Annotated in this window: 16 protein-coding genes; 7 read left to right on the plus strand and 9 right to left on the minus strand. The window is 63.2% G+C overall.

What is annotated here, in order from left to right; genetic code table 11:
• Nucleotides 1–147: 147 nt before the first annotated feature.
• On the minus strand, nucleotides 148–1119 hold the full coding sequence (locus tag ACFMO7_RS21620; protein ID WP_376797555.1) for a uroporphyrinogen decarboxylase family protein: 972 nt from the start codon (nucleotides 1117–1119) through the stop codon (nucleotides 148–150).
• An 87-nt stretch (nucleotides 1120–1206) separates the two neighbouring features.
• Nucleotides 1207–2307: a hypothetical protein gene (locus ACFMO7_RS21625; protein WP_376797556.1), complete on the minus strand. Its 1101-nt coding sequence runs from the start codon at nucleotides 2305–2307 to the stop codon at nucleotides 1207–1209.
• A gap of 448 nt (nucleotides 2308–2755) precedes the next feature.
• Between ACFMO7_RS21625 and ACFMO7_RS21630 the strand changes: the two genes are divergently transcribed.
• On the plus strand, nucleotides 2756–3742 hold the full coding sequence (locus ACFMO7_RS21630; protein ID WP_376797557.1) for an RNA polymerase sigma factor RpoD/SigA: 987 nt from the start codon (nucleotides 2756–2758) through the stop codon (nucleotides 3740–3742).
• 177 nt (nucleotides 3743–3919) lie between these two features.
• On the opposite strand, the gene ACFMO7_RS21635 is transcribed toward ACFMO7_RS21630, so the two are convergent.
• The 4 genes from ACFMO7_RS21635 to ACFMO7_RS21650 all read right to left on the minus strand — a co-directional run bounded on the left by ACFMO7_RS21635 (nucleotide 3920) and on the right by ACFMO7_RS21650 (nucleotide 8130).
• A complete protein-coding gene (locus ACFMO7_RS21635; RefSeq protein ID WP_376797558.1) occupies nucleotides 3920–4777 on the minus strand; it encodes an ABC transporter permease in 858 nt (285 codons plus the stop codon).
• Nucleotides 4778–4802: 25 nt separating this feature from the next.
• Nucleotides 4803–5747: an ABC transporter ATP-binding protein gene (locus tag ACFMO7_RS21640; RefSeq protein ID WP_376797559.1), complete on the minus strand. Its 945-nt coding sequence runs from the start codon at nucleotides 5745–5747 to the stop codon at nucleotides 4803–4805.
• A gap of 331 nt (nucleotides 5748–6078) precedes the next feature.
• Nucleotides 6079–7326: a hypothetical protein gene (locus ACFMO7_RS21645; RefSeq protein ID WP_376797560.1), complete on the minus strand. Its 1248-nt coding sequence runs from the start codon at nucleotides 7324–7326 to the stop codon at nucleotides 6079–6081.
• A 150-nt stretch (nucleotides 7327–7476) separates the two neighbouring features.
• Complete coding sequence (locus tag ACFMO7_RS21650; RefSeq protein WP_376797561.1) at nucleotides 7477–8130, minus strand: RNA polymerase sigma factor; 654 nt, start codon at nucleotides 8128–8130, stop codon at nucleotides 7477–7479.
• 531 nt (nucleotides 8131–8661) lie between these two features.
• Here ACFMO7_RS21650 and ACFMO7_RS21655 point away from each other — a divergent pair.
• A complete protein-coding gene (locus tag ACFMO7_RS21655; protein ID WP_376797562.1) occupies nucleotides 8662–10182 on the plus strand; it encodes a hypothetical protein in 1521 nt (506 codons plus the stop codon).
• Nucleotides 10183–10579: 397 nt separating this feature from the next.
• The gene (locus ACFMO7_RS21660) at nucleotides 10580–12229 is read left to right on the plus strand and encodes a HEAT repeat domain-containing protein (RefSeq protein WP_376797563.1); all 1650 of its coding nucleotides are present in this window, start codon (nucleotides 10580–10582) and stop codon (nucleotides 12227–12229) included.
• Nucleotides 12230–12292: 63 nt separating this feature from the next.
• On the opposite strand, the gene ACFMO7_RS21665 is transcribed toward ACFMO7_RS21660, so the two are convergent.
• Both ACFMO7_RS21665 and ACFMO7_RS21670 read right to left on the minus strand, forming a co-directional pair.
• Nucleotides 12293–13108, minus strand: a complete 816-nt coding sequence (locus ACFMO7_RS21665; RefSeq protein ID WP_376797564.1) for a carbon-nitrogen hydrolase family protein — start codon at nucleotides 13106–13108, stop codon at nucleotides 12293–12295.
• A gap of 161 nt (nucleotides 13109–13269) precedes the next feature.
• Nucleotides 13270–14580: a DUF1015 domain-containing protein gene (locus tag ACFMO7_RS21670; RefSeq protein WP_376797565.1), complete on the minus strand. Its 1311-nt coding sequence runs from the start codon at nucleotides 14578–14580 to the stop codon at nucleotides 13270–13272.
• A gap of 892 nt (nucleotides 14581–15472) precedes the next feature.
• Between ACFMO7_RS21670 and ACFMO7_RS21675 the strand changes: the two genes are divergently transcribed.
• Both ACFMO7_RS21675 and ACFMO7_RS21680 read left to right on the plus strand, forming a co-directional pair.
• Nucleotides 15473–17527 carry a protein kinase gene (locus ACFMO7_RS21675; RefSeq protein WP_376797566.1) on the plus strand — a complete coding sequence of 685 codons (2055 nt, stop codon included), beginning with the start codon at nucleotides 15473–15475 and terminating at the stop codon, nucleotides 17525–17527.
• Nucleotides 17528–17807: 280 nt separating this feature from the next.
• The gene (locus ACFMO7_RS21680) at nucleotides 17808–18089 is read left to right on the plus strand and encodes a hypothetical protein (protein ID WP_376797567.1); all 282 of its coding nucleotides are present in this window, start codon (nucleotides 17808–17810) and stop codon (nucleotides 18087–18089) included.
• A 142-nt stretch (nucleotides 18090–18231) separates the two neighbouring features.
• On the opposite strand, the gene ACFMO7_RS21685 is transcribed toward ACFMO7_RS21680, so the two are convergent.
• Complete coding sequence (locus ACFMO7_RS21685) at nucleotides 18232–18909, minus strand: YbjN domain-containing protein (RefSeq protein ID WP_376797568.1); 678 nt, start codon at nucleotides 18907–18909, stop codon at nucleotides 18232–18234.
• A 390-nt stretch (nucleotides 18910–19299) separates the two neighbouring features.
• Between ACFMO7_RS21685 and ACFMO7_RS21690 the strand changes: the two genes are divergently transcribed.
• Nucleotides 19300–20337, plus strand: a complete 1038-nt coding sequence (locus ACFMO7_RS21690; RefSeq protein WP_376797569.1) for an aminopeptidase — start codon at nucleotides 19300–19302, stop codon at nucleotides 20335–20337.
• A gap of 245 nt (nucleotides 20338–20582) precedes the next feature.
• Entirely contained in the window at nucleotides 20583–22322 is a 1740-nt protein-coding gene (locus ACFMO7_RS21695) for a protein kinase (RefSeq protein WP_376797570.1), read from the plus strand.
• Nucleotides 22323–22411 lie beyond the last annotated feature (89 nt).

Raw genomic sequence — 22411 nt, forward strand, 5'->3', positions numbered from 1 at the left:
GATCCGAGGAGCAGTGCGAGTAAGCAACTAAAGAGAGTGAAGCCGGGCCGCTCCCTGCCAGCCGACCTCAGTAGACTGGCGGTCCGGGTGCGGCCCCAGATCAGCTCTCGCCATGCAGCGTTGGAGGCGCCGCAGGCCCCAGGCTGCTCAGGCCGGGCGGGCCAGCCCTGGCGTCTCCAGTAGGCGGCGGGCCAGATGCAGCCACTCCTCCGGCGTCTCATCCGGCACCGAACAGCCATTTGCCAGAATCAGCCGCCGCGCATTCGTCTGCGAAATCGCCGATAAGATCTCATTCTTCAGCTCCTCCTCACTTCCACGGGTCAGTGGGCCACGCTCGTGTAGGCCGCCCATCAAGGTCTTGGATGTCAGCTGCAGTGCCTCGCTCAAGCTCGGACCCGTTAGCCGGTCGCTCCAGCTCAGTACCTGCACAGGATAGTCTGTAAAGCTCTCGAAATAGACCTCATCCTCTGTCTGATCGGGATCGGCATGCACATGGACCACATTCTGCCAGCCCGCCTGTGCCCCCTCCAGAGCCGCCAGATCGTAGGGACGGCCCAACTCGCGATACTCCTCGCGCGTCAAATCTGCTGTCGTTGCCCCCATACACGAAAAGAAAATCCCACTGGCCCCCGCCCGTAGCAGCTCAGCCATCAGCAGGCGTAGGTTCTCGGCGATCGTCGCCATCGCCTGGCGCGCCAGGTCTGGCTGGGCCCGGATCATCTCTGCCGCCTGCTTCTTGCCGATAGCGCGCATCACATAGGTCAGCGGGCTGAACAGCGTCACTATCAGCGGATACTCCGTCCCGACCCGCTCGCGGATCGCTCGCACACAGGCCACCTGCTCCCGGAAGCTGGGCGTTGCCAGATCCAGGCGGGGATGCCCGGCCAGCTCCTCCAGGCGTGCTGAACCATCGGTCGGCAGCGGATAGGGCAGATCCGGCATTACCTTAATAATATCCAGCGCAAACTTTTCCACAAAAAACTCAAGCGTCAACTGAGCCAGGCGCTCCCCCGACCCCTCGGGGCGGAAGTGATGCCAGAAGACAAACGGCACGCGATCCACCGCCTCCCCGGCCAGAGCCGCTCGCACCCGCTCATAAGGAGACATCGTCTGAGCCATCGTCACGCATCCTCTCTCAGGGTACATCACAGCCATAGAGCGATCGCCCGCCGAAGCTCCTGTCAGCAAGACAGAGAGCGCGGGCGATCATTGGATTATACCACGCCGGTGGGCCAGAGCAGCGGGCCGCTGTCCCGGAGCCAGACTGGAAGAGTCGGCCAGTCTCTGGGGTTGCCGGTCAGCCGAAGGCGGCAACTCCAGCAGCAATGGCAAAAACGTCCCCGCGCCTGTCTGCAGATCGCGCGCCAGCAGGCTGTGGCGACCCAGGGGCCAGGACGGCAGCAGATGCAGCGTCGCCGTAAAATGACCCGCTCCATCGGCCTCCACCAGCAGCGGCCAGCCGCGTTCATCCACAAACACCAGGCTTCCATCCAACCAGAAGCGCACCGGAGCAAAAGCGCTGAAGCCGCTCCCGCCCAGGCGTAGAAACGCCCCCGGCCAGAGCCGGCCCCCATCCAGGCGCACTAGCCGCAGGCCAGGCGCCGACGTCAGTCCCACCCCCTGTACGGATGAAGAAGCGGGGCCTGGAGCCGGTGCTGCACCCCACACTAGCCGGCCAGCACTCAACAGCGCTGCCAGCGCCAGAGCCGCCGTTACTGCCAACAAAGCCAGCGTCCCAGCGAACCAGAGCAGTCCCTCTCGGCGAGCTCGTCCCCGCGACCAGGCCGGCAGCGAAGGAGGAGTAGCAGCCGCCGTCGGCGGAAGAGCAACCTGGCCCGTAAGCCCGATCCGTCTCCCCAGGCGCGCCAAAGGTAGGGTTCTCACCAGAGCTAGCCGTGCCCGACGTCGTTCTGCCAGCGTCGACGGGCCAGAAACGCCAGTCACTCCCGCCCGCCCAGCGGCCAGGCGCGGCAGTGGGCGCGTCGGCCAGTCGGCCAGAGCCGGGCGGTCCACCAAAACCTGACGGCCAGGCGGCAGCGGTACGGATTGCCTCCCATCACCGGTTCGCGCCGACGCGGGCGGGCGGCCTGACTGCCGGCCAGCTCGAGAGCCAGCGCCATTGCTGGGGCGCCGACGTGGGCCGGCCTGGCCCGGGCGAACCGTTCCCCGGCTGTGGAAATTTTCCCAACTGGTCGCCAGCGTTCTACCACAGAAAGGGCAGCGTCGGCCTCCCGTGGCCAACGCGCGCCCGCAGCGCGAGCACTGAAGCAGGCGCCTGGCGCCGGAGCGAGATCCAAAAACATGCATAGCCAGCTCATCCCTGCCATACTCAGCCCCGTCCATACAGCGGAAGGGCAAGGCCAATTCACGGAGCGCGGCCGGCCGGCCAGTCAGTCAGCCAGCCTGGCAGATCTCGGACCGGTAGAGCGCGAGAGAGGCGCTCAGCCACGCACCGGTCCCATGCCAAAAGAACCGCAGCGGGTGCGCGTTTTGCGCAGAGCGGCGGCCGAAAACAGGGAACGGGGTGCCTGGATGGGGAAAAATCCGCAGCACCCCGAAAAAATTTACGGCAAGCTAGCCCTATTTTGTGCACAAAGGCATGAAAGGATCGTCATCGCCGCGCATACTTAGATATTGGCACATTTCTTGCACTAAGTAAGAATGGGGGGAAAGAGACCGAAAAAATTTCGGGTTTTGCCCCGGCAACAACACGTGGGAAGTGGTTATGAGAGGTAAAGGAGTCAGGAAAAAGAACATGGCAACCAATGCGCGAAGAGCGCTGAGGAACGCACGCAGAGCCAAGCATGGATGTCAAGAAGAGCCGGTACTGGCCTTCTACCAGGATGAAGACGAACTCTTTAGGGATGACGACCTGCTCGGAGGGGAAGAAGAGGAATTAGAAGAAGAAGCCGAAGAGACCCTGGACAATGCCATTCGCAAATATCTCGGAGAGATCGGGCGCTACCCCTTGCTAAGCGCCGAGGAGGAGATGGAACTAGCGCGGCGAGTTGCGGAGGGGGACATCGAAGCCCAGCAGCGGCTTGTCGAGTCCAACCTGCGGCTTGTCGTCAGCATTGCCAAGCGCTACAACACGCAGGGTATCTCCCTGCTCGACCTGGTGCAAGAAGGCAACCTTGGCCTGATTCGCGCAGCCCAGAAATTCGATCCCACCCGCGGCTTTCGCTTCAGCACGTACGCCACCTGGTGGATTCGTCAGGCCATCAGCCGGGCCGTTGCTGAACACACGCGCACCATCCACATACCGGTGCATGTTGTCGAAATGATCTACAAAATCAAGCGCATCACGCGCCATCTCTACCAGGAGCTGGGACGTGATCCTGAAGCCGAAGAGATTGCGCGCGCGGCCCGGCTCAGCAAAGAGCGCGTCGTCGAGCTGCAAGGGATGGCCGAAAACCCCATCTCACTCGACGCGCCCCTGACAGACGACGAACCCTATCACCTGGCCGACACCCTGGAAGACACCCGTGCCACCGCCCCGGCGGAGGCCGTCACCCATCGGGCCTTGCGCGACCAGATCGCCAGCGCCCTGGAGCTACTCAACCAGCGCGAGCGGCAAGTCATCGAGATGCGCTACGGCCTGGCCGACGGCTACTGTCACACTCTTGAAGAGCTGAGCGCGCACTTCAAACTGACGCGCGAACGCATTCGCCAAATCGAAGTCAAGGCATTACGCACCCTACGTCAGCCGATCCAGGCCCATCTCTTGCGCGACCTTGCCTGACGGGACGCGGGCAACAACTTCATGGCGTTCTTCATAGAGCAAGTGGGGAGGTTCTGGAGAGGCGGACCCGCCACCGGCAAGGCCGGAGTGGGATCTGTCGGAGCCTCCCCCTGGTCCCTCCTTGCCGGTCCTGCTGGCCTTGCCGTCTCGCCGGCCGGGCCAGAAGAACCAGCTCCGCTACAGATCGCGCTGAGCAAAGCGCAGCATTCCCAACAGCGGCAGCACCACCACATAGAGCGCCACCCACAACGCCATACCGGCGGTCAGCGGTTGGGCCCCAATGATCGGCACATCCTGTACCTGGTGGATGCCGATCAGGTCCTGGGCCGCTGGAGGCAACAGGGCTGCGGAAGCCGCATGCCAGAGCGCGTCGGATGGCATCAACAGTTCAAAGAGCGTTTTAATGCGATCCACCGTTGTGCTCTCGCCTGTGATCTGTGTGACCACGCGGGCGAAACCAGCCATCGGCGTCCCCAGAAAGAGCAAAGCCGCAATCGCCCCATTGGCCAGCGTTGGCAGACTGGCGCTTCCCAGTGTCAGCAAGGCCAGCAAGCTCAGCATCCCCAGCTCTAGCATAGCCAGGGCCTGTGCCACCCCCTCGGGCCAGTAGCCCGTCTTCCAATAGATCACCCCTAGAAAGCCCAGCTCCAGTACGGCGGTATAGCCACTCAGGACCAGCGCATAGGCCAGCCACTTCCCGAAGACGATCTCCACCCGATGCAGCGGCTTCGGCACGATCACCGACAGCGTCCCGGCCTCGATCTCTCCAGAGAGCATCCCCGCTGTCAAGAGCAGAGTCATCAAGCTGGACTGCAGATAGACAGACCAACTTGCCAGCACTGCCATCAAAGCCCCAATGCCCAGCAAAAGAAGATCATAGTCGGCCGGCTGGACCCGCTGCAGATTCCCGACCAGAGCGCTCAGCAGCAACGTAAAGAGGCCCAGCAGCAGAAGCGTTAGAATCACCACCGCCAGAAAGATACGGCGGCGCACAATCTCCTTGATCGTAAAGCGAGCGATAACCAACCAACCCATAACGAAGCGGACCTCCTCCACAGACCTATTGCAGGCTGCGCGACAGCTCGATCGTGCGCAGAAAGACCTGCTCCAGCGAGCGTCGGTACGGGGCCAGGCGATAGAGGCGCGCGCCGCAGGCGTGGACCGCCGCCGCCACCTCCGCGCTCTGCTCCTCGTGTCGCAAGCGCAGCAACAAGCGGCAAGGATCGTAGGGATCGCGCTCTACTGACAGCGCCAGCCGGCTTAGCTCCTGTACCAGCCCCTCACTGAGCGGCTCCGCGCGCACCTCCACTAGCAGCGGCTCATCGAACAGCTCCTCTGGGGCTCCGACCTTCAGAATGCGCCCCAGATTAATAATGGCCACTCGATCACAGAGGGCCTCTACATCGGGAAGCTGATGAGAATTAATAAAGATACTCGTTCCCTGGCGCTTCAGATCCAGCAACAGGCTGCGCAGATCGTGCTGCCCCACTGGATCGAGGCCCGTCGACAGCTCATCGATAATCAGCAGCTCCGGGCGATTCAAGAGGGCCTGAGCCAATCCGATGCGCTGCAACATTCCCTTCGAAAAGGTGCCCAGGCGCTGGCGCTCGCGGCCTGCCAGACCAACCAGCTCCAGCACCTCGTGTATACGGGCCTGCAGCAGCGAGCCACGCAACCCATAGAGCGAGCCGTGGAAATTCAAGAACTCCTCCGCCGTCAGCCAGCGGTGAAAGGTAGGCAGCTCTGGCAGATAGCCGATGCGGCGCCGCACCTCGCGGTCTCCCAGAGGACGCCCCAGAATGCGCACCGTTCCCTCTGTCGGCTGCACCAGGCCTGTTAAGATCTTCACCACTGTGCTCTTGCCCGCCCCATTCGGACCCAAAAAGCCAAAAGCCTCGCCGCGATAGGTCACGAAGCTCACGTGATCAACCGCCAGCAAGCGGCGGTAGAGCTTGGTCAGTCCCTTGACCTCGATCGCCGGCTCACGTTCCTCTCGCGCTTCCATAAACTCGTACTATCCTCTGCAGCATCACTAGCAAAATAACCTTTCTTTCCATCGACCGACGAGGAGGTTGCGGGCGGCGGGCGAGACGGGCGCCGGAGCGACGGGTCCCTCCACTCGGCCGGCCCAAAAAGAGCAGACCGGCCTGCCGTCGCCCTGTCCCACGAGAGGAGAGCGAGCGGCAGCCGCCGATCTGCCGTTCACACACCAACGAAGCGGCGCGCTCGGAAGCCGATTGCGGCGCGCCTGGCAGGCCCCAGGCTCAGGCGAACCGGGCCAGCGCCACCGGCACGCCTGGCCTGAGACCACCTCTGGACCTGTCGCCCGCGCCGGTTCAGCGCAGGCTATTGGCCACGCTCAGTAGCTCGGCCTGATCGTGGCCGCTCTCGCCCACCGCATAGATACGGCCCTCAGCCTGCCAGAGCAGCCCCTCATCGATCGGCAGATCTGTCTTCGTCACACTATCGGACGAAGCAAGCTGGTTAGCGGTCAACAATAGGCCTGTCTGGCCCTGGACCGAGACCGTCTGCGAGGCCATCCCCGTCAGAACTGGGATCGGCACCGTCCCACTGCGCAGGTCAATCTGACGCAACTGTTGCACCAGTGAAGGAGGCAAGCCTGGCAGGGAGAGCAGAAAATCGCGCAGGTCCTCCAGCGAAGCCTTACCGGTCGCCTCGATCGTCGGCGATGGCGTCTGCAGAATCAGCAGCACCTTCCCGCTGCTGCTCACATAGTGCGTCTCGACGATGTGCGAGACACGGATCACGAAAGTCGCTCCGTCCAACTGGGCTGGAACAGTCAGATTAGCATGGCCGACGCGTGCCAGATAGGCGCGAGCGTTGGCCGCGCGGAATGTAAAGGTCGCCTGGCCGCCCTCCAGCACATCAATACCTGGCTGGTGACCGCTGAAAGCGGCGGGCAGGCTCGTTGGTAGCTTAATGGGGAAGCCAGCCAGTCGCTCAGCCTCGGCGCGCGTTAGATTGCGCTGCGACTTCAGCAGGGTTGGCGATCCCTGAAGATCGCCCAGGTCGCTCAGGCGTGGAAGCTGAGCCGATCGCATCGTCTGCTGACTGACCGTCACCGGCTGGAAGCGCTGTACACTAAAGAAAGAGAGGAGGCTTGCCGCCAGGCCAGTGCTGCTACCGACGATCAGCAAGGCCAACAGCAGCACCGCAGCGGCAATCATCATCCAAGAGCGGCGCAGAAGCTGGCGGACAGGCACACGCCGTCCCTGTGGCACCTGTACTGGACGCACTCGCGGTCCATTCGGACCCAGGAGCGATCCCTCATGGCTGGGAGCCGGCTGCGGCTGGCGCCCCTCTCGCTGGCGCAAGACCTGCTCAAGCCGCTGGCGAGCCTCGGCCCCCTCGGCGGCGCTCGCCGTCAGCCCTTCCTCTGCTACCCAGGCAGCATTGGCCTCGAGCAGCAGGCGCTCCAGACTGGCATCGGCGCTGGCCTCCTGCAGCAGCGCCATCAGGGTTTGCTCATCGCCGCCCTCCAGAGCGGTCAGATAGCGCCGCAAGAAACGCGCGCGCTGCTCATGCTTGGGCAGCGAGTGATCCTCTACATGCTTGTTCATCATTGATCGATCCCTTCTCTGCTCTTGTTCCCGAAGCTTCCGATGAAATGTCTGTCGGCAATAAAGACGCTCACTGAGCCGGACTGCATCGGGCCGACCCTGCTCCTGGCCATTCTCAACGGGGCGAGCGCCGTGCTGAGAATGGCCAGGCCGCTAGCCGCCTGCTCCCAGATTGGAGGTGGCACGCTGCTGGAAGGCCCGTCGCAGGCGCTGAAGCGCCCGATGGAGGCGCACGCGGGCCGCTCCCGGACTGATTCCCAACTGTCTGGCCAGCAGCTCGCGCTCGCAGCCCTCGACCAGCGCCAGGTGTAGCACCTCGCGATCCTCTTGATCGACCAGCGCTAACAAGGCTAGTGCTGCCTCCTCGGCCTCGACTTCCTCCTCTGGCCCGCTCGCCGCCGCCTGCAGCTGATCAAACACCTCCAGCTCGCTGGGCGTCTTCTCCAGCGGCAGCCTGGTGGCCAGGTAGGCCGGAGAAAGCTCGCGCTGCCTCTGCCGCGCCCGCTCGGCCTTATAGCGCCGGATCACGTTCATACCGATCCCGAGCAACCAGGCCAGTGGCTGACGGCCCGGCTCGAAGCGGGCAGCATGGCCCAGCGCCTCAACGGCCACCTCCTGTAAGACCTCCAGCGCGATAGCACGGGCCTCCCCCTCTGGGGCCAGTCCCAGGCGCACAACATAGAATCGCAGGTTCTCAAGCAGCGTCTGGCTGTGCTCGATCAAATACCGCTCCAGTTCGGCCCGAGCTGCCTCGGTGGTCGCAGGTGGCACAGCCGACAGCCTGCTACGCGCTGGCTCACGCTTCATTCCTTCTTGCGATCCTTTCCCACGGTCCGTGCGGGCAGCAAAGTGACCCTCCTGCCCGGCAGGGATCATCGTCCTCTTCACAGGATTCTCTTCAAAGAAGCCAGGCTCCGTGTTACTGGAATTACCGATGACAGGCGAAAGGGCACGGAGGGAGGGACTTCAGCTCCCAGGCCGCCGGAGCCGCTGGCGCCACCCCTTGCCAGCCCCTGGACGAGCATGCTATACTTCCCTTAAGGACCGGTTGCAGGTAGCGTTCGAAAACCTTCTCGGTCCGTTGGAACGCGAGCCGGTCCTTCCAGGCTCCTCCACTATCGCTGAGCGGGCCAGGCCTTTGTGTCTTCTGGCTTTGCCTCATGCGCCTCCTTTCGTGACCGCTGGATGAGGCCAGAGAAAGCCCGCTCTCGAGCGCAGCAGCGGCTGGGCTAGCCGGCTTTCTCTCCTTACCGACCTGCAGTGCAGGCTCAAGCCAGCCTGGCCCGCTCGCGCGTCAAACGCTGGCTAGCAAAGTAGATCGGCCTCTCTCTCCCTGCCATGTCTGATTTCTCCCCCTGGCTGCCAGCCCTGGCACCAGAAAGCGACATAGAGCACTTTGCCTGCAACGTCCTGGCGCAGCCGCTCTATCCATACCAATGCCAGATCGCCGCCGCCATCCTCGACTCTATCCGTGGCGGGCAAGGCGAGATCTTCAGCGTCATGCTGGCGCGTCAGATGGGCAAAAATCAGCTCTCTGCCGTCCTCGAAGCCTACCTTTTAGCCAACGCTCCCGAAGGCACCATTGTCAAAGCTGCTCCCACCTTCAAGCCTCAGCTCCTCACCAGTCGTCGGCGCCTGCTTGGCCTGATCCAATCCTCGCCCCTGGCCGAGCGCCTCTGGCGCAGCGGGGATCATCTGCTCGGCCTGGCGCCGCGGGCTGACCCGCAGCTTATCCGACGCCAGAGCGGGCCGCGCATCCTCTTTCTCTCAGCCGCTCCCGAGAGCAACGTCGTTGGAGCCACCGCCAGTCTGCTCCTGGAGATCGACGAAGCCCAAGACGTCAGCCCTGACAAATTCGACCGTGACTTCCGCCCTATGGCCGCCACTACCAACGCCACCACTGTTCTCTACGGTACCGCTTGGAGCGATGACACCCTCCTGGCCCGTCAGCGAGCCTTTAACCTCGAGCGTCAGCAGCAGGGAGGAGCGCGGACCCACTTCGAATACGACTGGCGCGCCCTGGCAGCAATCAACCCTGCCTACCGCCGCTTTGTCGAAAGCGAAATCCAGCGCCTGGGAGCCAACCATCCTGCCATCCAGACCCAGTACCTGCTGCAGCCCATCAGCGGAGCCGGCCATCTGCTCACCTCCTTGCAGCGCAACCTGCTGCAAGGAAGCCATCTCTGGCAAGAGGAGCCTCAAGAAGAGGAGCACTACGTTGCGGCTATCGACGTCGGAGGCGAAGAGCCGCGGCCCGAAGAGCAGCTTGCCCTCCTCAACCAGCCCACGGCCTACCGGCGCCAGCGCGACAGCAGCGTCCTGACCATCGCCCGCCTCGGCCAGACCGAGCTGGGACTTGCCAGCCTGCACGTCGTCCACCAGTGCTGGTGGACGGGGCGTCCCTATCTTGAGCAATACAGCGCTCTCCTGGCCCTGGCCGAGCGCTGGCGCCTGCGCCGCCTCATCATCGACGCCACCGGCCTGGGGGCAGGGCTGGCCTCCCTCCTGCGCAGCCGTCTGGGCGACGAGCGTCTCCTCGCCTTCACCTTCACCCGCCCCAGCAAATCGCGCCTGACCTACCAGTTCCTGGCCGCCATCAACAGCGGGCGCCTCAAGCTCTACGCTGCGGCCAGTGCCCCCGCCGCCATCGCTGACGAATGCTGGCGGCAGCTCCGCCAGGCCCGCTACCGTCTGCTTGGCGAGAGCGGCCTTGACATGTATGTCAACCCCAGCGAGGGCCACGACGACTTTCTCATCAGCCTGGCCTTGCTCAGCGAAGCTCTCAACGAGCTGGACCAGCCACCCGCCTCGGCCCTGGTCCTGCCTCCGCGGCCCTATCGAGACGAGAGCCTCTTCTGAGCATGGCAGACTGCCAGGCCGGCCCGGCCTGCTATCGACTTGCGACCCCTGACGTGGTACAATCCACTCGATAGAGCAGCGCGACCTGAACCACCGCCCCTGGAGCGAGGCCACCAAGCAAGCAAACTTTGCCGAAAGCGAAGCCAAGGAAGGCGAGGCCACCGGCTGGAGCGTACCGTCCCCGTTCAGAACCAGCTCTGGCCGCGGCGGCCTCGAGCGAGCAGAGGCCGCTACCAGCCGACATGAGAGGTCTGCTGGCTGACAGGCCGACCAAAGAAAGAGCAACTCAAAGGACCGATCGATGAGCGAAGAGGAGAAGCGTCGTCCCATCCCCTCGACCGTAGTGGAGAACAGCGCAGAGAAAAGAGGGAGAGGCATGCCAAAGAAGAGAAACCGAATGCCGTCGCCGAGCATTGACGAGGTCCTCGACATCCTCTGTCACCGCGACGCCGTCGACCCGCTCCAGATGGATACCTACTTGGAGCGGCTCGACGAGGAATGGATAGCAGGAGCGCGTGAGAAAGTCCTGGCCCTGCTCCGCCGCCGTGACCCGGTGGCCCACTCCACCGCGGTCTATATCCTCTCGCACCTTGCCACCGAAGACGACCGCGAAGTACTCGAAGACTTTGTCACCGACCCGACCGTCAGCGACATTGCCAAGCTCACCCTGGCGCCTGTCCTCAGAGAACTCAACTCCGAGCTGGCCGAAGAAGGTCTTGTCGAATACCTCAACGACCCCGAGGCTGCCATGCTTCAGATGCAGAGCCGGCTGCTGGAACTGGTTGGCAAAAGCGAGCTTGGGGTAGAGGCTGTCCTGGAAGACGTCCTCAGCATGCCTCTCGAGAGGCGCCTCGGCTTCGTCGACTGGCTTGGGCGCAGCCACGACCCCCGCGCTGTTCACCTGCTCATTCCCCTCCTCGAAAACCAATCGACGCGGGTAGTAATGGCCACCATTGACGCCCTGGAACAGCTTGGCAGCCTGGCCGCCCCCCAGGCCATTCCCGCCCTCAATCACCTGCTCACCAGCAGCTCAAACCGTCTGCTCAAGCAACACGCGCGTGCCGCCCTTGGGCGCCTCACCATGTTGGCCGCCCCCGGCACCGAGGCCCAGGCTCTGGCCGATGCGGCTCGCCCCGCCTATCCACTCTATGAAGCGCGGGTCAGCTTTATCGACGGCAGCGGCTCCCAGATCATCATGCTCGCCTGGAAGCAGTCCGAAGAGACCGTCAAAGGGATCAACCTCCTCTATCAAGACCAATGGGGCATCAAAGACTGCTATAGCACGGACGAAATGGCCCTCGAGCGCTGGCAGCGCCTTGTTCGCGAGATGAGCGACCAGGGCTTCACCAACTTCGCCGTGCCGCCGGCCTACTGCCTGGCCCTCATCGCCGAGGCCGCCGCCCTCAACCGTCGCGGGCGCCACAAGCTGCCCATTGCTTACGCCATCTGGCGCCCTCTGCTCTCCGCTGAGATGCACCAACATCAGAGCCAGCTCATGGCCACCGCCCTGGAGCCGCAACCCTTCAGACCCGAGCTGCTCCCGCTCGTCCAACGAGGCGACCAGCTCTTTCAACTTCCCGAATTTGCCTCCTGGATGTACGAGCCTCTGGAACGCATCCAACCCTTTATGGCCCGCTATTGGGGTACCATCGAATTCCCCCATGTCCCTGGGGCCGGCAGTCGGGGCCGGGGACGCAGCCACAAGCAAAGCCAGCAAACCACAAGCGATCGGCGTCAGGCCCTTGAAAGCGTCGTCGAGGAGGCTCTGGAGGAACTGATCGACGACGCCTGGCGCCTGCTCTATGAAAGCCGCTTGCGTCGCCAGGGCCAGCTCTTCGAGTTCGCCGGGCGGCAGGAGGAAGTGGCTCTCATCCGCGCCGTCGCGGCGGCCCTACACCCAGCCTCGGGCCTTCCCCTCAAGGAGCAGCCCTTTGTCCGGGCCTTCCTTAGCCTTTCGATCCGTCAGGGGCCTTTTCGCATGCTGCTTGAGACCCTGGACAGCAACGAGCTGCAGCCACTGCCGGGCGACCTCTTTCCACCGCGCTAATCCGGTCCGTCGCAGGCCGGCTGTTCCGGGGTCAGCGCCGGCCTGCCTATCCGTGCAAGCGCATTAGCCGTAGAGATCCGGGCGTCGATGTTGCAGCGAAGGTACCCGAGCCCGAGCCTGCTCCAGGCGTTGCCTGTCCAGCTCGCCAAAGACCAGTTGCTCGCCCTCATGGCCCTCGGCCAGCACTACCCCCAGCGGATCAACGTGCAGCGAGCGACCCAGGAACTGGTGCCCGGCCTGATCGCAGGTAAAAACATAGGCCGTATTCTCAATAGCCCGCGCCACGACCAGATGGCGCCAATGCACCTCTTTCAAGTGGCCGTTCACCCAGCCCGAGGGGACCACAAAGAAATCAACCCCGCGCGCCGCCTGATAGCGCGCCACCTCGGGGAAACGCAGCTCATAGCAGACAAACAGCCCCATGCGCCCGAAAGGCGTCTCCAGTGGCTCAAAGAGTCGATCGCCGCTCACAAAGACATCCGACTCGCGGTAACCGTAGGCATCGAACATATGCGTCTTATGGTAAGCACGCAACAACTGCCCCTGCTCATCGATCACCACCGTCGTGTTGTAGGTCTTCTCCTCTGACTCGCTGGCCGTCTCGATCATCCCAGCCACTACCCAGACCTGAGCGGCGCGCGCCGCCTCGCGCAGCCCTCGCACAAAGGGGCCATCCAGAGACTGCGCCACCTGACGTGCATGGAAGGCCGTAAACTCCTCGTGCGACAGATAGGCCAGAAAGATCTCCGGCAGAATCACCAGGCGCGCCCCTCGCTGAGCTGCCAGGGCGATCGCCGAACGGGCCTTCGCCAGGTTTTCCTCTGCCGAAGGACTCGATTCAAGCTGTGCAGCAGCGATCAGCGTCGTCGTTGTTGTCATCGCTCTTTCCTTCCTTCCTCTCCGCTCCAGCCGAGCGCAGGCGCGACCGGAGCGGAGCCTTGCCTTGGTCAACCTGCAGCTTTCAGCATGCTCAACAGGCAACTCCCTCTAGAGCAGAACCGACCAACCGATCAACCGAGCGGGTCGAAGTCGGGGGGTCCCTACCAGAGCGGATTAATCACCAGCCCGCTGGCCAGCTTTGGATAAAGGTAGGTCGACTTCTGTGGCATGCGCTCATCGGCGCGCGCCACCTCACAGATCTGACGCACGGGCGTTGGATTGAGCAAGAGCACCGCCTGGGCTAGACCGCGCGGCAAAGCGGCCAGAGCCTCCTCTGTCTCATGCGTATAGCGCAAATAGCGGCCTGCCCGCACATCCTCGGTGCTCAGCCCAAGCAAATCCTCCAACAGCAGACGGTGAGCGATGGCTACATCGAGGGCGTTCCAGGCCGGTGCCCGTCCGCTCTCGGCCATACGTGCCCGCCCGTCCTCGCTCAGCCTCAGCAGCCAGCTCCCCGCTGGCGTGAGCAGGGCGAAAGCTGGGACTGTCTGGCCTGCCTCCGCCAGGCGGCTTATCACAGTGGCGTCGTGACCGGTTTCACCCTCCAGACGCTCAACCTGGAAATAGCGGCCCAGATTGGCAGGTGCCAATCGCTCAAGCTGCTCAGCCGAGAGGCCCGTCAGCAGACGATGCGTTGGCAGCACCAGCAGGCCGGGATCATCCACATCGATCAGGACCATCATCACAAAATTGGCCCCATCCTCAGGATCCAGGCCCCGATGCAGCTCGCGAATCTCCTCGCGGTAGCTCAGAGCCGTCTCATAGCGATGATGGCCGTCGGCAATGAAGAGCTGCCGCTGACTAAAGAAGTCCTGGATCAGCCCCAACTGCTGCCGATCCGTAATCGGCTGCAGGCGGTGCTCGTCGGCTAGCTCATCGCGGACCTGGACCTCAGCCTGCTCGGCGTAGGGCTGCAGCAGGCGGCGCAAGCGGGCCTGGGGGTCCTCGTACCAGGCCATGATCGGGCTAAAATTAGCGGCGCAGGCCCGCATCAGCTGCAGTCGATCGTCTTTGGGCTTGCTCAGCGTCAGCTCATGAGGCAAGACCACCCGCGCGTCCCACGGCTCCAGGCGCACCCGTGCCACCAGGCCTGTGCGCGTATAGCTCCGGCCCCCATAGCTGAAACGCTGCTGATAGAGATAATAGGCTGGCTCCGCCTCCTGACGCAGAACGCCCTCCTTGCGCCACTCGGCAAAGGTCTGCGCCGCGCGAGTGTAGCGATTATTCAGCGAAGTGTCGTCGGGAAATTCACGCCCCAGCTCCAAACGGATCATATTGTATGGATGACGAGCATAGTAGCGCTCCTGTGCCTCGGGCGAGATCACATCGAAAGGAGGACAGAGGACCTGCCCTACATCGCTTACCGCGTCTGGCGCGTAGCGGATACCACGGAAAGGTCGTACATCTGCCATAGTTGAAGCTCTTCGCTTTCTCTCCAGAGTCAACGCTCCCACGAAAGAAGGTGCTCATCTACCGGCTGCGCCCCATCTGCCTGTTGGAAGCGCGGACCAGCATCCACAGACAGCAACAAAGGGAGCGGCTTCTTCTCTGCCCATTGTACCATCTCTGTCTGCTCTGGCCCAGCCCGCCCTGTGCGCGCCCTCTCAGAAGAAAGCTTCCCCTCTTGACTTTTCCTCCTCTCTATGGTATCCTGAATCTAGAACTTAAGTTCTAATCTGACAACCGAAGCGACCTCCCCTTTTCCTGTCTGGGAGGCTGTCCCCCGCAGCCTCCCGCCTCGCACTCTCTCTCGCTTCGCTCTCGGCGGGCGGTCGGGTTCCTGCGTGCTCCCCCCGACCGCCCCCTTCTTTTCCAGGCGGAGGGCCAGCCTCTCGGCTGCTCTTGCGCCGTTCCTGTCTATCCGGACGGCTTCCCGGCTGCCCGCATCTCGCCGCCTGCCGGGTTGGCGGCAAAGGCTGGTGAAGATCATCCTGCGGGAATAACCCACAAGTCCTACAATAGGCGTAACAGATTGACTCGCCCTGATATACTTTGTAATCTCATTACGTCGGAGCCGTGAACACGCGCAACCAACCAAACGAAGCACGATCGGCAGGCGCTGCGCGCCGTTGTGGGTAGAGCTGCGAGTGGAGAAGAAGCACTCTATGGTTGCGCTCTGGCCCAGGCGTGCGGGCAGTGCCTGTAGCGTGCGAGCTGACGAGTTGCCTGTGGGGAGGGGCAAGCGGCCCCGGGTTCCTGCTCTCTGCTGCGGGCGGGGCGCCAGCTCCTCGCTCGACAGGTACCGGACACTGTCCCTGACCCGTCCAGCGAGCGATGGGTACAGTTTCGGAGAACGGAGATGCTATGTACGAGACGCAGCAAGAAGATCTGCTGGTGGGGCGGATGGTGGGAGGGTACCGTGTTGAGCAACTGCTGAGCAAAGGTCGTGTCAGCGCCGTCTATCTGGCCCGGCACCCCGTAAGCGGGCTGGCGGTGGCGGTTACGGCCATCATTATCCCGGAAGACTTCTCGGTCCGTGCCCGCAACCGCTTCATCAGGCGCTTCACCCAGGTAGCGGCGGCCCTGCTTGAGTTAGATCACCCGCATATCCTGCCGATTTACGATTTTGGCGAGCAGCTCGGCTATCCATACTTGATTTCGCCCTATGTCACCGATGGCTCGCTGGCGCACGTCCTTAAGCGCGATGGACGCTGTGCCCCTTCGTACGCCCTGGAGGTTCTGCAGCAGGTAGCGGCGGGCCTGGACTACGCCCACGCCCGTGGTATTGTCCATCGGGCTCTCAAGCCGGCCAATATCGTCCTGCAAGGTGACGAGCACCATGTGACGGTGGCTGGCTTCGGCCTGGTCGACCTCTTGCAGCTGCGCGGCGTGCGGCGCGTCGAGCATCCCTATCTCCATCTGCTCAACCTGGCCGGCACCTTTCTCGGGTCCCCCGAATATCTGGCTCCGGAGGTTGTCCTCGGTCAGCAACAGGTTGATGCCCGCGCCGATATCTATGCCCTGGGGATCATCCTCTACGAGCTGCTCAGCGGCAAGCCGCCTTTCACCGGCAACGATTCCCTGGAGATTGCCCTGCAGCATGTCAGGCAGCCTGTGCCGGCGCTGCGCAACCTCTGCCCTTCCCTGCCGCCGGAGATCGATGAGGTTCTCTCCCAGGCCCTGGCGCGCGATCCGGCTCGCCGCTTCCCCTCCGCGGGCGCTTTTGTCGCCGCCTATGCCCGGGCTCTGCGGCGGGAGAGCAGCCTGACGGCAGCCGTCTCTGTGGCCGCTGGCACTGGCGGTCAGCTCTCGACCCAGCTCGCCGAGGAGAACGAGCTGACCAGCTCCGGTAGTCACTGGCAGCTGCGCCCTCCCATCATCACCGGGCGCCTTCCCAGCGTCAAACGCAGCGGCAAGCTACCGACCACTGGTCCCCTGGCTGGTGGCGCTGCCTGGCAAGATCGGCCTCTGCCCCTGGCCCGAGAGGCGCCCGCCGTTGGCGCCCAACCAGGAAGCTCAGCCAGACGTGAGATGGTCTCTTTGCCTGGCACCGTGCCTGGAGCCGTGCCGCCCATGCCCCCGGCTCCGCCCATGCCTGTGCCCAGCGGCAATAATGCCGATCTCGATAGCTTTGCCTGGTGGTCCGGTCGGCCTGAGGACTACCTTCCCAGGCGCCCCGCCTCGTCGCAGGCGCAGGTCTCCGCTTCGGCTGGCAGAACCTCCTCCCCGGTGGCTGGCAACCCTGAGCCTGAGCCGGTGGTACTACCCGCCCCGCGTGAGCAGCGCGAAGGACAGGCCGCTCACGTCCATCTGCTGCAACGAGGAACGGCTTTGGCCGCCGACCTCCCCATCGGCACCCGGCGGGCCCGCAAGCGACGTCGGCGCCAGGTCGTGGCCCTGTTGGCCGGCGGGGGCCTGGCTGTGGCTGGTCTGGGCCTGGCCCTCAGAACCTCTGCTGCCCAGTCATTGCTCGGAGGTCTCTTTCATGCTGGCCAGGGTTCTGGCATGGCCTCCACTTCCGCCGGCACCACCAACGGCCAGCAGCAGACCACCAATGGCCAGACCAGGCAGACCAGTGGTGGCTCTGGCACGAATACGAACACCAGGCAGAACGGCAAGGTCATCGGAACGACCGCCCTGGCTGTCAACTCCGCCCAGGCTTTCACCAATCCCGCCGATGGCAAACAAGGGCTGCTCATTCACCTACCGGGCGGAGCGTTTGCGGCCTACTCGCGCAGCTGTACTCATGAGGGCGTGCCCGTCAACTATGATCAGGCCACCCATCTGCTTGTCTGTCCAGCCCATGGCGCCATCTTTGATCCGGCAAAGAAGGGAAGCGTTGTCCAGGGTCCGGCTACGACCCCGCTCCCGCAGATCATGATCCGGGTTAACGCCGACGGCTCTATCACGACCGTCTGAGCTGGCCCAACCTGGCCTGGCTGCAGGCACGGAAGACGCACTCGCTCCCTCACCAGTGGAGCTGGCCGGAAGAGGAGAAAGGCCCTTTCTGGCTTGACGCGCCGGGGTCACCCTGGGTAGACTACAACCAGTGGCCGCGCAAGCCGCTACCTCCCTGGTGGGGGAGAGTTCAACGCTGCAGCTACTGCAATCATGTGGGAAGGAGGCGGCGCCTCTTAGCCTCCTTACGAACGATGGTGGTTCCGTCAGGAGGCTAAGGGGCGCCGCAAGAGATGGTCAAATGGATGAGACCGTTCTGGGCTATATCGGCTTTGTCGTAGCCGCCCTGATTCTAGCCTGGGCCGCCCTGGAGATCGGTAAACGTCTTAGCACCTTCCGCCGCACGGGCACTGGTACAGAGACGGCAGACCGCTGGATCAAGCTGGACCCCGCTCAGCTGAATCAGCTCGAGGAGATGGCGCCCGAGGCTTCCCTCGATGATGACGAAGATGAGCCACTGCACCCTCCGATGCGTTCGCAGCTCAATGGACATTATTCGAACAAGAGTAAGAAGACCTTCTAGTGCGTGCCTCAGCTAGCCGGGCAATAGGCCCATAGCCAGCCCGGTCTAACCAAACAATAGACAGGTGGCCGACCCAATCCTGGATGGCGGCCCGTAGCCAGGCCAGACCAGACCGGGCCACAGACAGACCAGCTCAGGGCCCTTAAGCGAGGTCGCCAGAGCCGCCATCGCGCTCCTGCCGCTGGCCCTCCTGCAGGATGCGCCTGATCTCAGCCAGTACCTCGGCGGCATCTAGCTCAGGAAGTGGGGCAGCCCGCGCCGCCTCATCCTCCTCCTGCGCCTGCTCGCCGCCGGCGCCGGTCCTTTCTTGCTCCGGGAGCGGCAGACGGGCGCCTTCATAGCTCTCCAGAAAGGCCTGCTCGCAGGCCGTCAGCGCTGCCCGCGCCGTGCCCTGTCCATAGATGATGCGCGGCAGCAGGCTGTGATAGATGACGATCGTCTGAATGACCCCTTCGAGATGGCGGCGAAAGACCGGCAGCGATAGCCTGTATTGGCCCAGATAGAGGCTCGCACTGAAGCGTATCTCGCCATCCTCCAGATCCAGGCCGAAGCGCCCAAGCGGCAGGGTATAGTTCAGGCTCATCAAGGCTTCCAGGCAGCTCAGACGTCTTCTCAGCGGCAAGATGCTGAGATGGGGGACAATAAAGAGCAGCCTTCTTCCCAGCGGACCGCCCTGCAGCGTAATCAGCAGTTGCCACTGGCCCAGCTCATCGTGAAAGACTAACTCGACCACTCCCTGGCGCTCATCCACGCTGGCGATGCGCAGTCCCAGCCTCGTGAGATAGTTCACCACATCGCTCATCTGAAAATCTTCACTCACTGGTCCGCTCCTTCTCGTTCACTGCCCACCTGTTGCCGCTGTGCCCTCTGCTTCATCCACAAACAAGCAGGCTGTGTCTTTCTGTATGGAGTATAGCAAGCCTCTAGATCGGTAGTTCTCACCTTCTCGCTATACTGGAAACAGAGAGAGAGCAACCTCACCGTCGTTTCCCAGAAGCGTTACCCACAGGGGCGCGGCAGCGTCTCTCTCTCCAGAGCCTCCCACCGTCATGGCGCTGTCGCGCTATGGTGCGGCAGCCGGGCCGGGAATAGGACCGCATGATGGGTGAGAAAATCGGTGGACATCCCTGCGTTACTCTTTAGAGTAAAGGAAAAGAGAGCGCCAGGACCGTCGTGAGATTAGTGAGTGAAGGAAGAAGGCACAGCAAGCATGAGCCAGAGAGCAACCACAAACGTCCAAACCGATTCCCGTTTTGAGGCACGGGTCCAGCGCGGAGCCGAGAATGCTCTCAACTGCATGGGGGTGACGGCGACCGACCGGCTCTTTATTTTAACGGACTACGAACGTGGAGCCATTGCGCGGCGCGTAGCGGCGGCGGCCCTTGATCGCCATGCTGCCGTCAGTGTGCACTTTCTGGAGCACTATGGCAAGCGCCCACTGACGACCTTTCCCGAGAGCCTGCGTCAGGACCTGCAGCAATATCATCCCACGGTCACGTTCTACATCGCTACGACCCGTCCGGGCGAGATCGGTTTCCGGATCCCCCTGTTGCCGTTTCTAACCCAGGAGCTGCGCGTCCGGCATGGTCACATGCCTGGCATCGACGAGCAGCTGATGGCCCAGGGAATGTGTGCTGACTACGATCAGGTCTACGAGATTACCAACAAAGTCTATGACATCGTTCGCCAGGCCGAACGCATCCACGTCACTTCGGCCAAGGGGAGCGAGCTAAGCGCGACGTTTCATAAGCACTGGAAGTGGATCCCCTGCCACGGGCGCTACCACGAGCAGGGGCAGTGGGGCAACCTGCCTGAGGGCGAGGTCTTCACCGCTCCCGCGGACGTTAATGGCGTGATCGTCTGCGACGTCCTCGGCGACTTCTTCTCTGCCAAGTATGGTGTTCTCAAGCACCCTGTGCGCATCACCATCAAGCACGGCTACGCCACCGAGGTCACCAGCGAGGACGCGGCGGTCGCCAAGGAGCTGCGCGATTATCTCTTCTCGGTCCCTAATGGGAATCGTGTGGGCGAATTCGCTATTGGGACCCTGGTCAGCCTCAAGGAGCCAGTTGGCAATCTGCTCCAGGATGAGAAGATCCCCGGCCTGCATGTGGCCTTTGGCAACCCTTATCCAGAGTATACCGGGGCTGACTGGGATGCCCGCATTCACGTCGATGTTGTCCCGACGACTTGCACCATTGAGGTCGACGGACGCCTGATTATGCGCGACGGCGAGTTCTGCCTCTAGGCGGGGCGGCTCGCTTGAGTCTGCCTGGCTGAGCCTGGTCTTGCTCGGCATGTCCAGGCTCGGCCCAGGCCCAAACTCTGTCTTGCGGCCCTTGCCCCGGCACGCCGGGCGGCTGGCCCAGACGGATAACGACGATCTATCTGCACGCACAACCTACCTCGGATCTGAGTCTGAGAGGGGCCGGGCCACCGCCGAGATGGGCGGGGCGCGGCCCAGTCCGAGGCGGAGGGAAGAGGAGCCGCGAAGTGTTGCACATCAGGGGTCAGGAACTGATCGGGCAGACCCTGGGGAGCTATGTGCTTGAAAAGCTGCTCGGCTATGGAGGAACCAGCGCCGTTTACCTGGCGCGCAGCAAGGAGCCGACGACCTCCCCTTCGCCCGTGGCCCTCAAGGTCTTTCTCCCGCGTCCACACCTGACACGGGCCGCGCGTGCCGAGTTCCACCGTCGCTTTCTGCAGGAAGCCCAGGCCGCCAGCCGTCTGCAACACCCGCACATCTTGCCCATCTATGCCTGGGGCGAGGAATCCGGCCTGGCTTATCTTGTGATGCCCTATATGCCCGGGGGGACTCTGGCCCACTACGTGCGTCGGCACGGCCCCCTTTCCTTAGAGCGGGCTGCCAGCTATCTGGAGCAGATAGCTTCCGCTCTTGACTATGCTCATCGACGTGGCTACATTCATTGTGATGTCAAGCCTGCCAATATCCTGCTGGATGAGAGGGGGCAGGCGTTCCTGAGCGATTTTGGTATCGCTCGGCTGCTGCGGGATGAGCTGCCGGACGAGGATGAGGTCGAGGACCAGGACCAGCCCGGGCCACCTCCCGCAGGCGAGCAAGCGGCACCGCTTCCAGGACCGCTGGGTACCCCAGACTACCTGGCTCCCGAGCAGGCTCTCAATGAGCCGGTTGATCAGCGTGCTGACATCTATGCCCTTGGGGCCACTCTCTTCTACCTGCTGGCCGGGCGCCCGCCTTTTCAGGCCGACTCTCCCATCGCCCTGGCGCTGCTGCATGTCCACGAGACACCTCCCGCCCTCTGCGAGCTGGACCCCCGCATCCCGCCCCAGGTCGACTACGTTCTGCGCAAAGCCCTGGCCAAGTTCCCCGAGGAGCGCTTTGCCTCTGCTCTGCTCTTCAGTGAAGCTTTCCAGCAGGCCATCGCCGGCCCAGAGACACCTGCCCGCCTGCGCCTGAGTGTGCACGGTCTGCTCCTACCGACCTGGGTTCCCTCCCCAGTGGTTCGGCGTCTGGAAGCGCTACCCATCCCGTCGGCCCTCAGCGACAGATGGCAACTGCTCCTGCTGGTCTTGCTCCTGCTTGTCCTGCTCTGCTCTGGCTCGCTCGCCTATGCCCTGCATGCTGCCCATCCGCGAGCGACCAGTGGTCCCAGCGCCAGCTTCCACGTCGCTTCTCCTCAACCCAGCGTGGTGCTCACGGCCCCCGTTGATCAGCTGCTGGCCGCAGCCGATGACTGGCCTCAAGGCTCCAGCGCCTTCTTCGTCGATGGCGAGTATCATCTGCTCAACACGACTGCCCGGTCCGGCCTTCTGGTTCTTTATGCCCACCATCGTTTCGATAATTTTCATCTGGCGGTCAACGCGCGTCAGGTGCGCGGCCCTCATAACGACGCGGACTACTATGGCGTCGTCTTTCGGACCAGCAGCGACCAGCGGCACTATTACGTCTTCGCCGTTGCCAGTTGGGGTGGTGGCTCGTATGCCGTCTGGCGCTATAGCGGACGCTGGACGACCCTGGCCGATGGACCCGCTCCCAGCTTGCTGATCGGCCCGGGAGCGGTCAATACCCTGGAGATCGACGCGCATGGTCCCCTCTTGCGTTTCTTCATCAATGGCCAGGCCATAGCTGCCTCTCCATTGCGTGATCCTGCCCCTTCTGCCCCTGTCAACGGCGGCATTGGCCTCTACGTGGAAGAAGAAGGCAGCGAGATTGCCTTTTCCCAGCTCTATATCGGGCCAGCTCGCTTCTGAGCACGGGCTGGTTGCGGCTCTCTCGTGCGTGCGCTCGTTCGGAAACGCGCCGGGTGGTTGATTGGCGCAAGCGAGCAGCAAGCCGGGCG

Source organism: Thermogemmatispora sp., from assembly GCF_042408735.1.
GTDB lineage: Bacteria > Chloroflexota > Ktedonobacteria > Ktedonobacterales > Ktedonobacteraceae > Thermogemmatispora.

What these genes read in the sequence shown, in the direction of transcription:
- ACFMO7_RS21620 (WP_376797555.1), bottom strand. Translation starts at nt 1,119, where the DNA reads ATGGCTCAGACGATGTCTCCTTATGAGCGGGTGCGAGCGGCTCTGGCC.
- ACFMO7_RS21625 (WP_376797556.1), bottom strand. Translation starts at nt 2,307, where the DNA reads ATGCATGTTTTTGGATCTCGCTCCGGCGCCAGGCGCCTGCTTCAGTGC.
- ACFMO7_RS21630 (WP_376797557.1), top strand. Translation starts at nt 2,756, where the DNA reads ATGGCAACCAATGCGCGAAGAGCGCTGAGGAACGCACGCAGAGCCAAG.
- ACFMO7_RS21635 (WP_376797558.1), bottom strand. Translation starts at nt 4,777, where the DNA reads ATGGGTTGGTTGGTTATCGCTCGCTTTACGATCAAGGAGATTGTGCGC.
- ACFMO7_RS21640 (WP_376797559.1), bottom strand. Translation starts at nt 5,747, where the DNA reads ATGGAAGCGCGAGAGGAACGTGAGCCGGCGATCGAGGTCAAGGGACTG.
- ACFMO7_RS21645 (WP_376797560.1), bottom strand. Translation starts at nt 7,326, where the DNA reads ATGATGAACAAGCATGTAGAGGATCACTCGCTGCCCAAGCATGAGCAG.
- ACFMO7_RS21650 (WP_376797561.1), bottom strand. Translation starts at nt 8,130, where the DNA reads ATGAAGCGTGAGCCAGCGCGTAGCAGGCTGTCGGCTGTGCCACCTGCG.
- ACFMO7_RS21655 (WP_376797562.1), top strand. Translation starts at nt 8,662, where the DNA reads ATGTCTGATTTCTCCCCCTGGCTGCCAGCCCTGGCACCAGAAAGCGAC.
- ACFMO7_RS21660 (WP_376797563.1), top strand. Translation starts at nt 10,580, where the DNA reads ATGCCGTCGCCGAGCATTGACGAGGTCCTCGACATCCTCTGTCACCGC.
- ACFMO7_RS21665 (WP_376797564.1), bottom strand. Translation starts at nt 13,108, where the DNA reads ATGACAACAACGACGACGCTGATCGCTGCTGCACAGCTTGAATCGAGT.
- ACFMO7_RS21670 (WP_376797565.1), bottom strand. Translation starts at nt 14,580, where the DNA reads ATGGCAGATGTACGACCTTTCCGTGGTATCCGCTACGCGCCAGACGCG.
- ACFMO7_RS21675 (WP_376797566.1), top strand. Translation starts at nt 15,473, where the DNA reads ATGTACGAGACGCAGCAAGAAGATCTGCTGGTGGGGCGGATGGTGGGA.
- ACFMO7_RS21680 (WP_376797567.1), top strand. Translation starts at nt 17,808, where the DNA reads ATGGATGAGACCGTTCTGGGCTATATCGGCTTTGTCGTAGCCGCCCTG.
- ACFMO7_RS21690 (WP_376797569.1), top strand. Translation starts at nt 19,300, where the DNA reads ATGAGCCAGAGAGCAACCACAAACGTCCAAACCGATTCCCGTTTTGAG.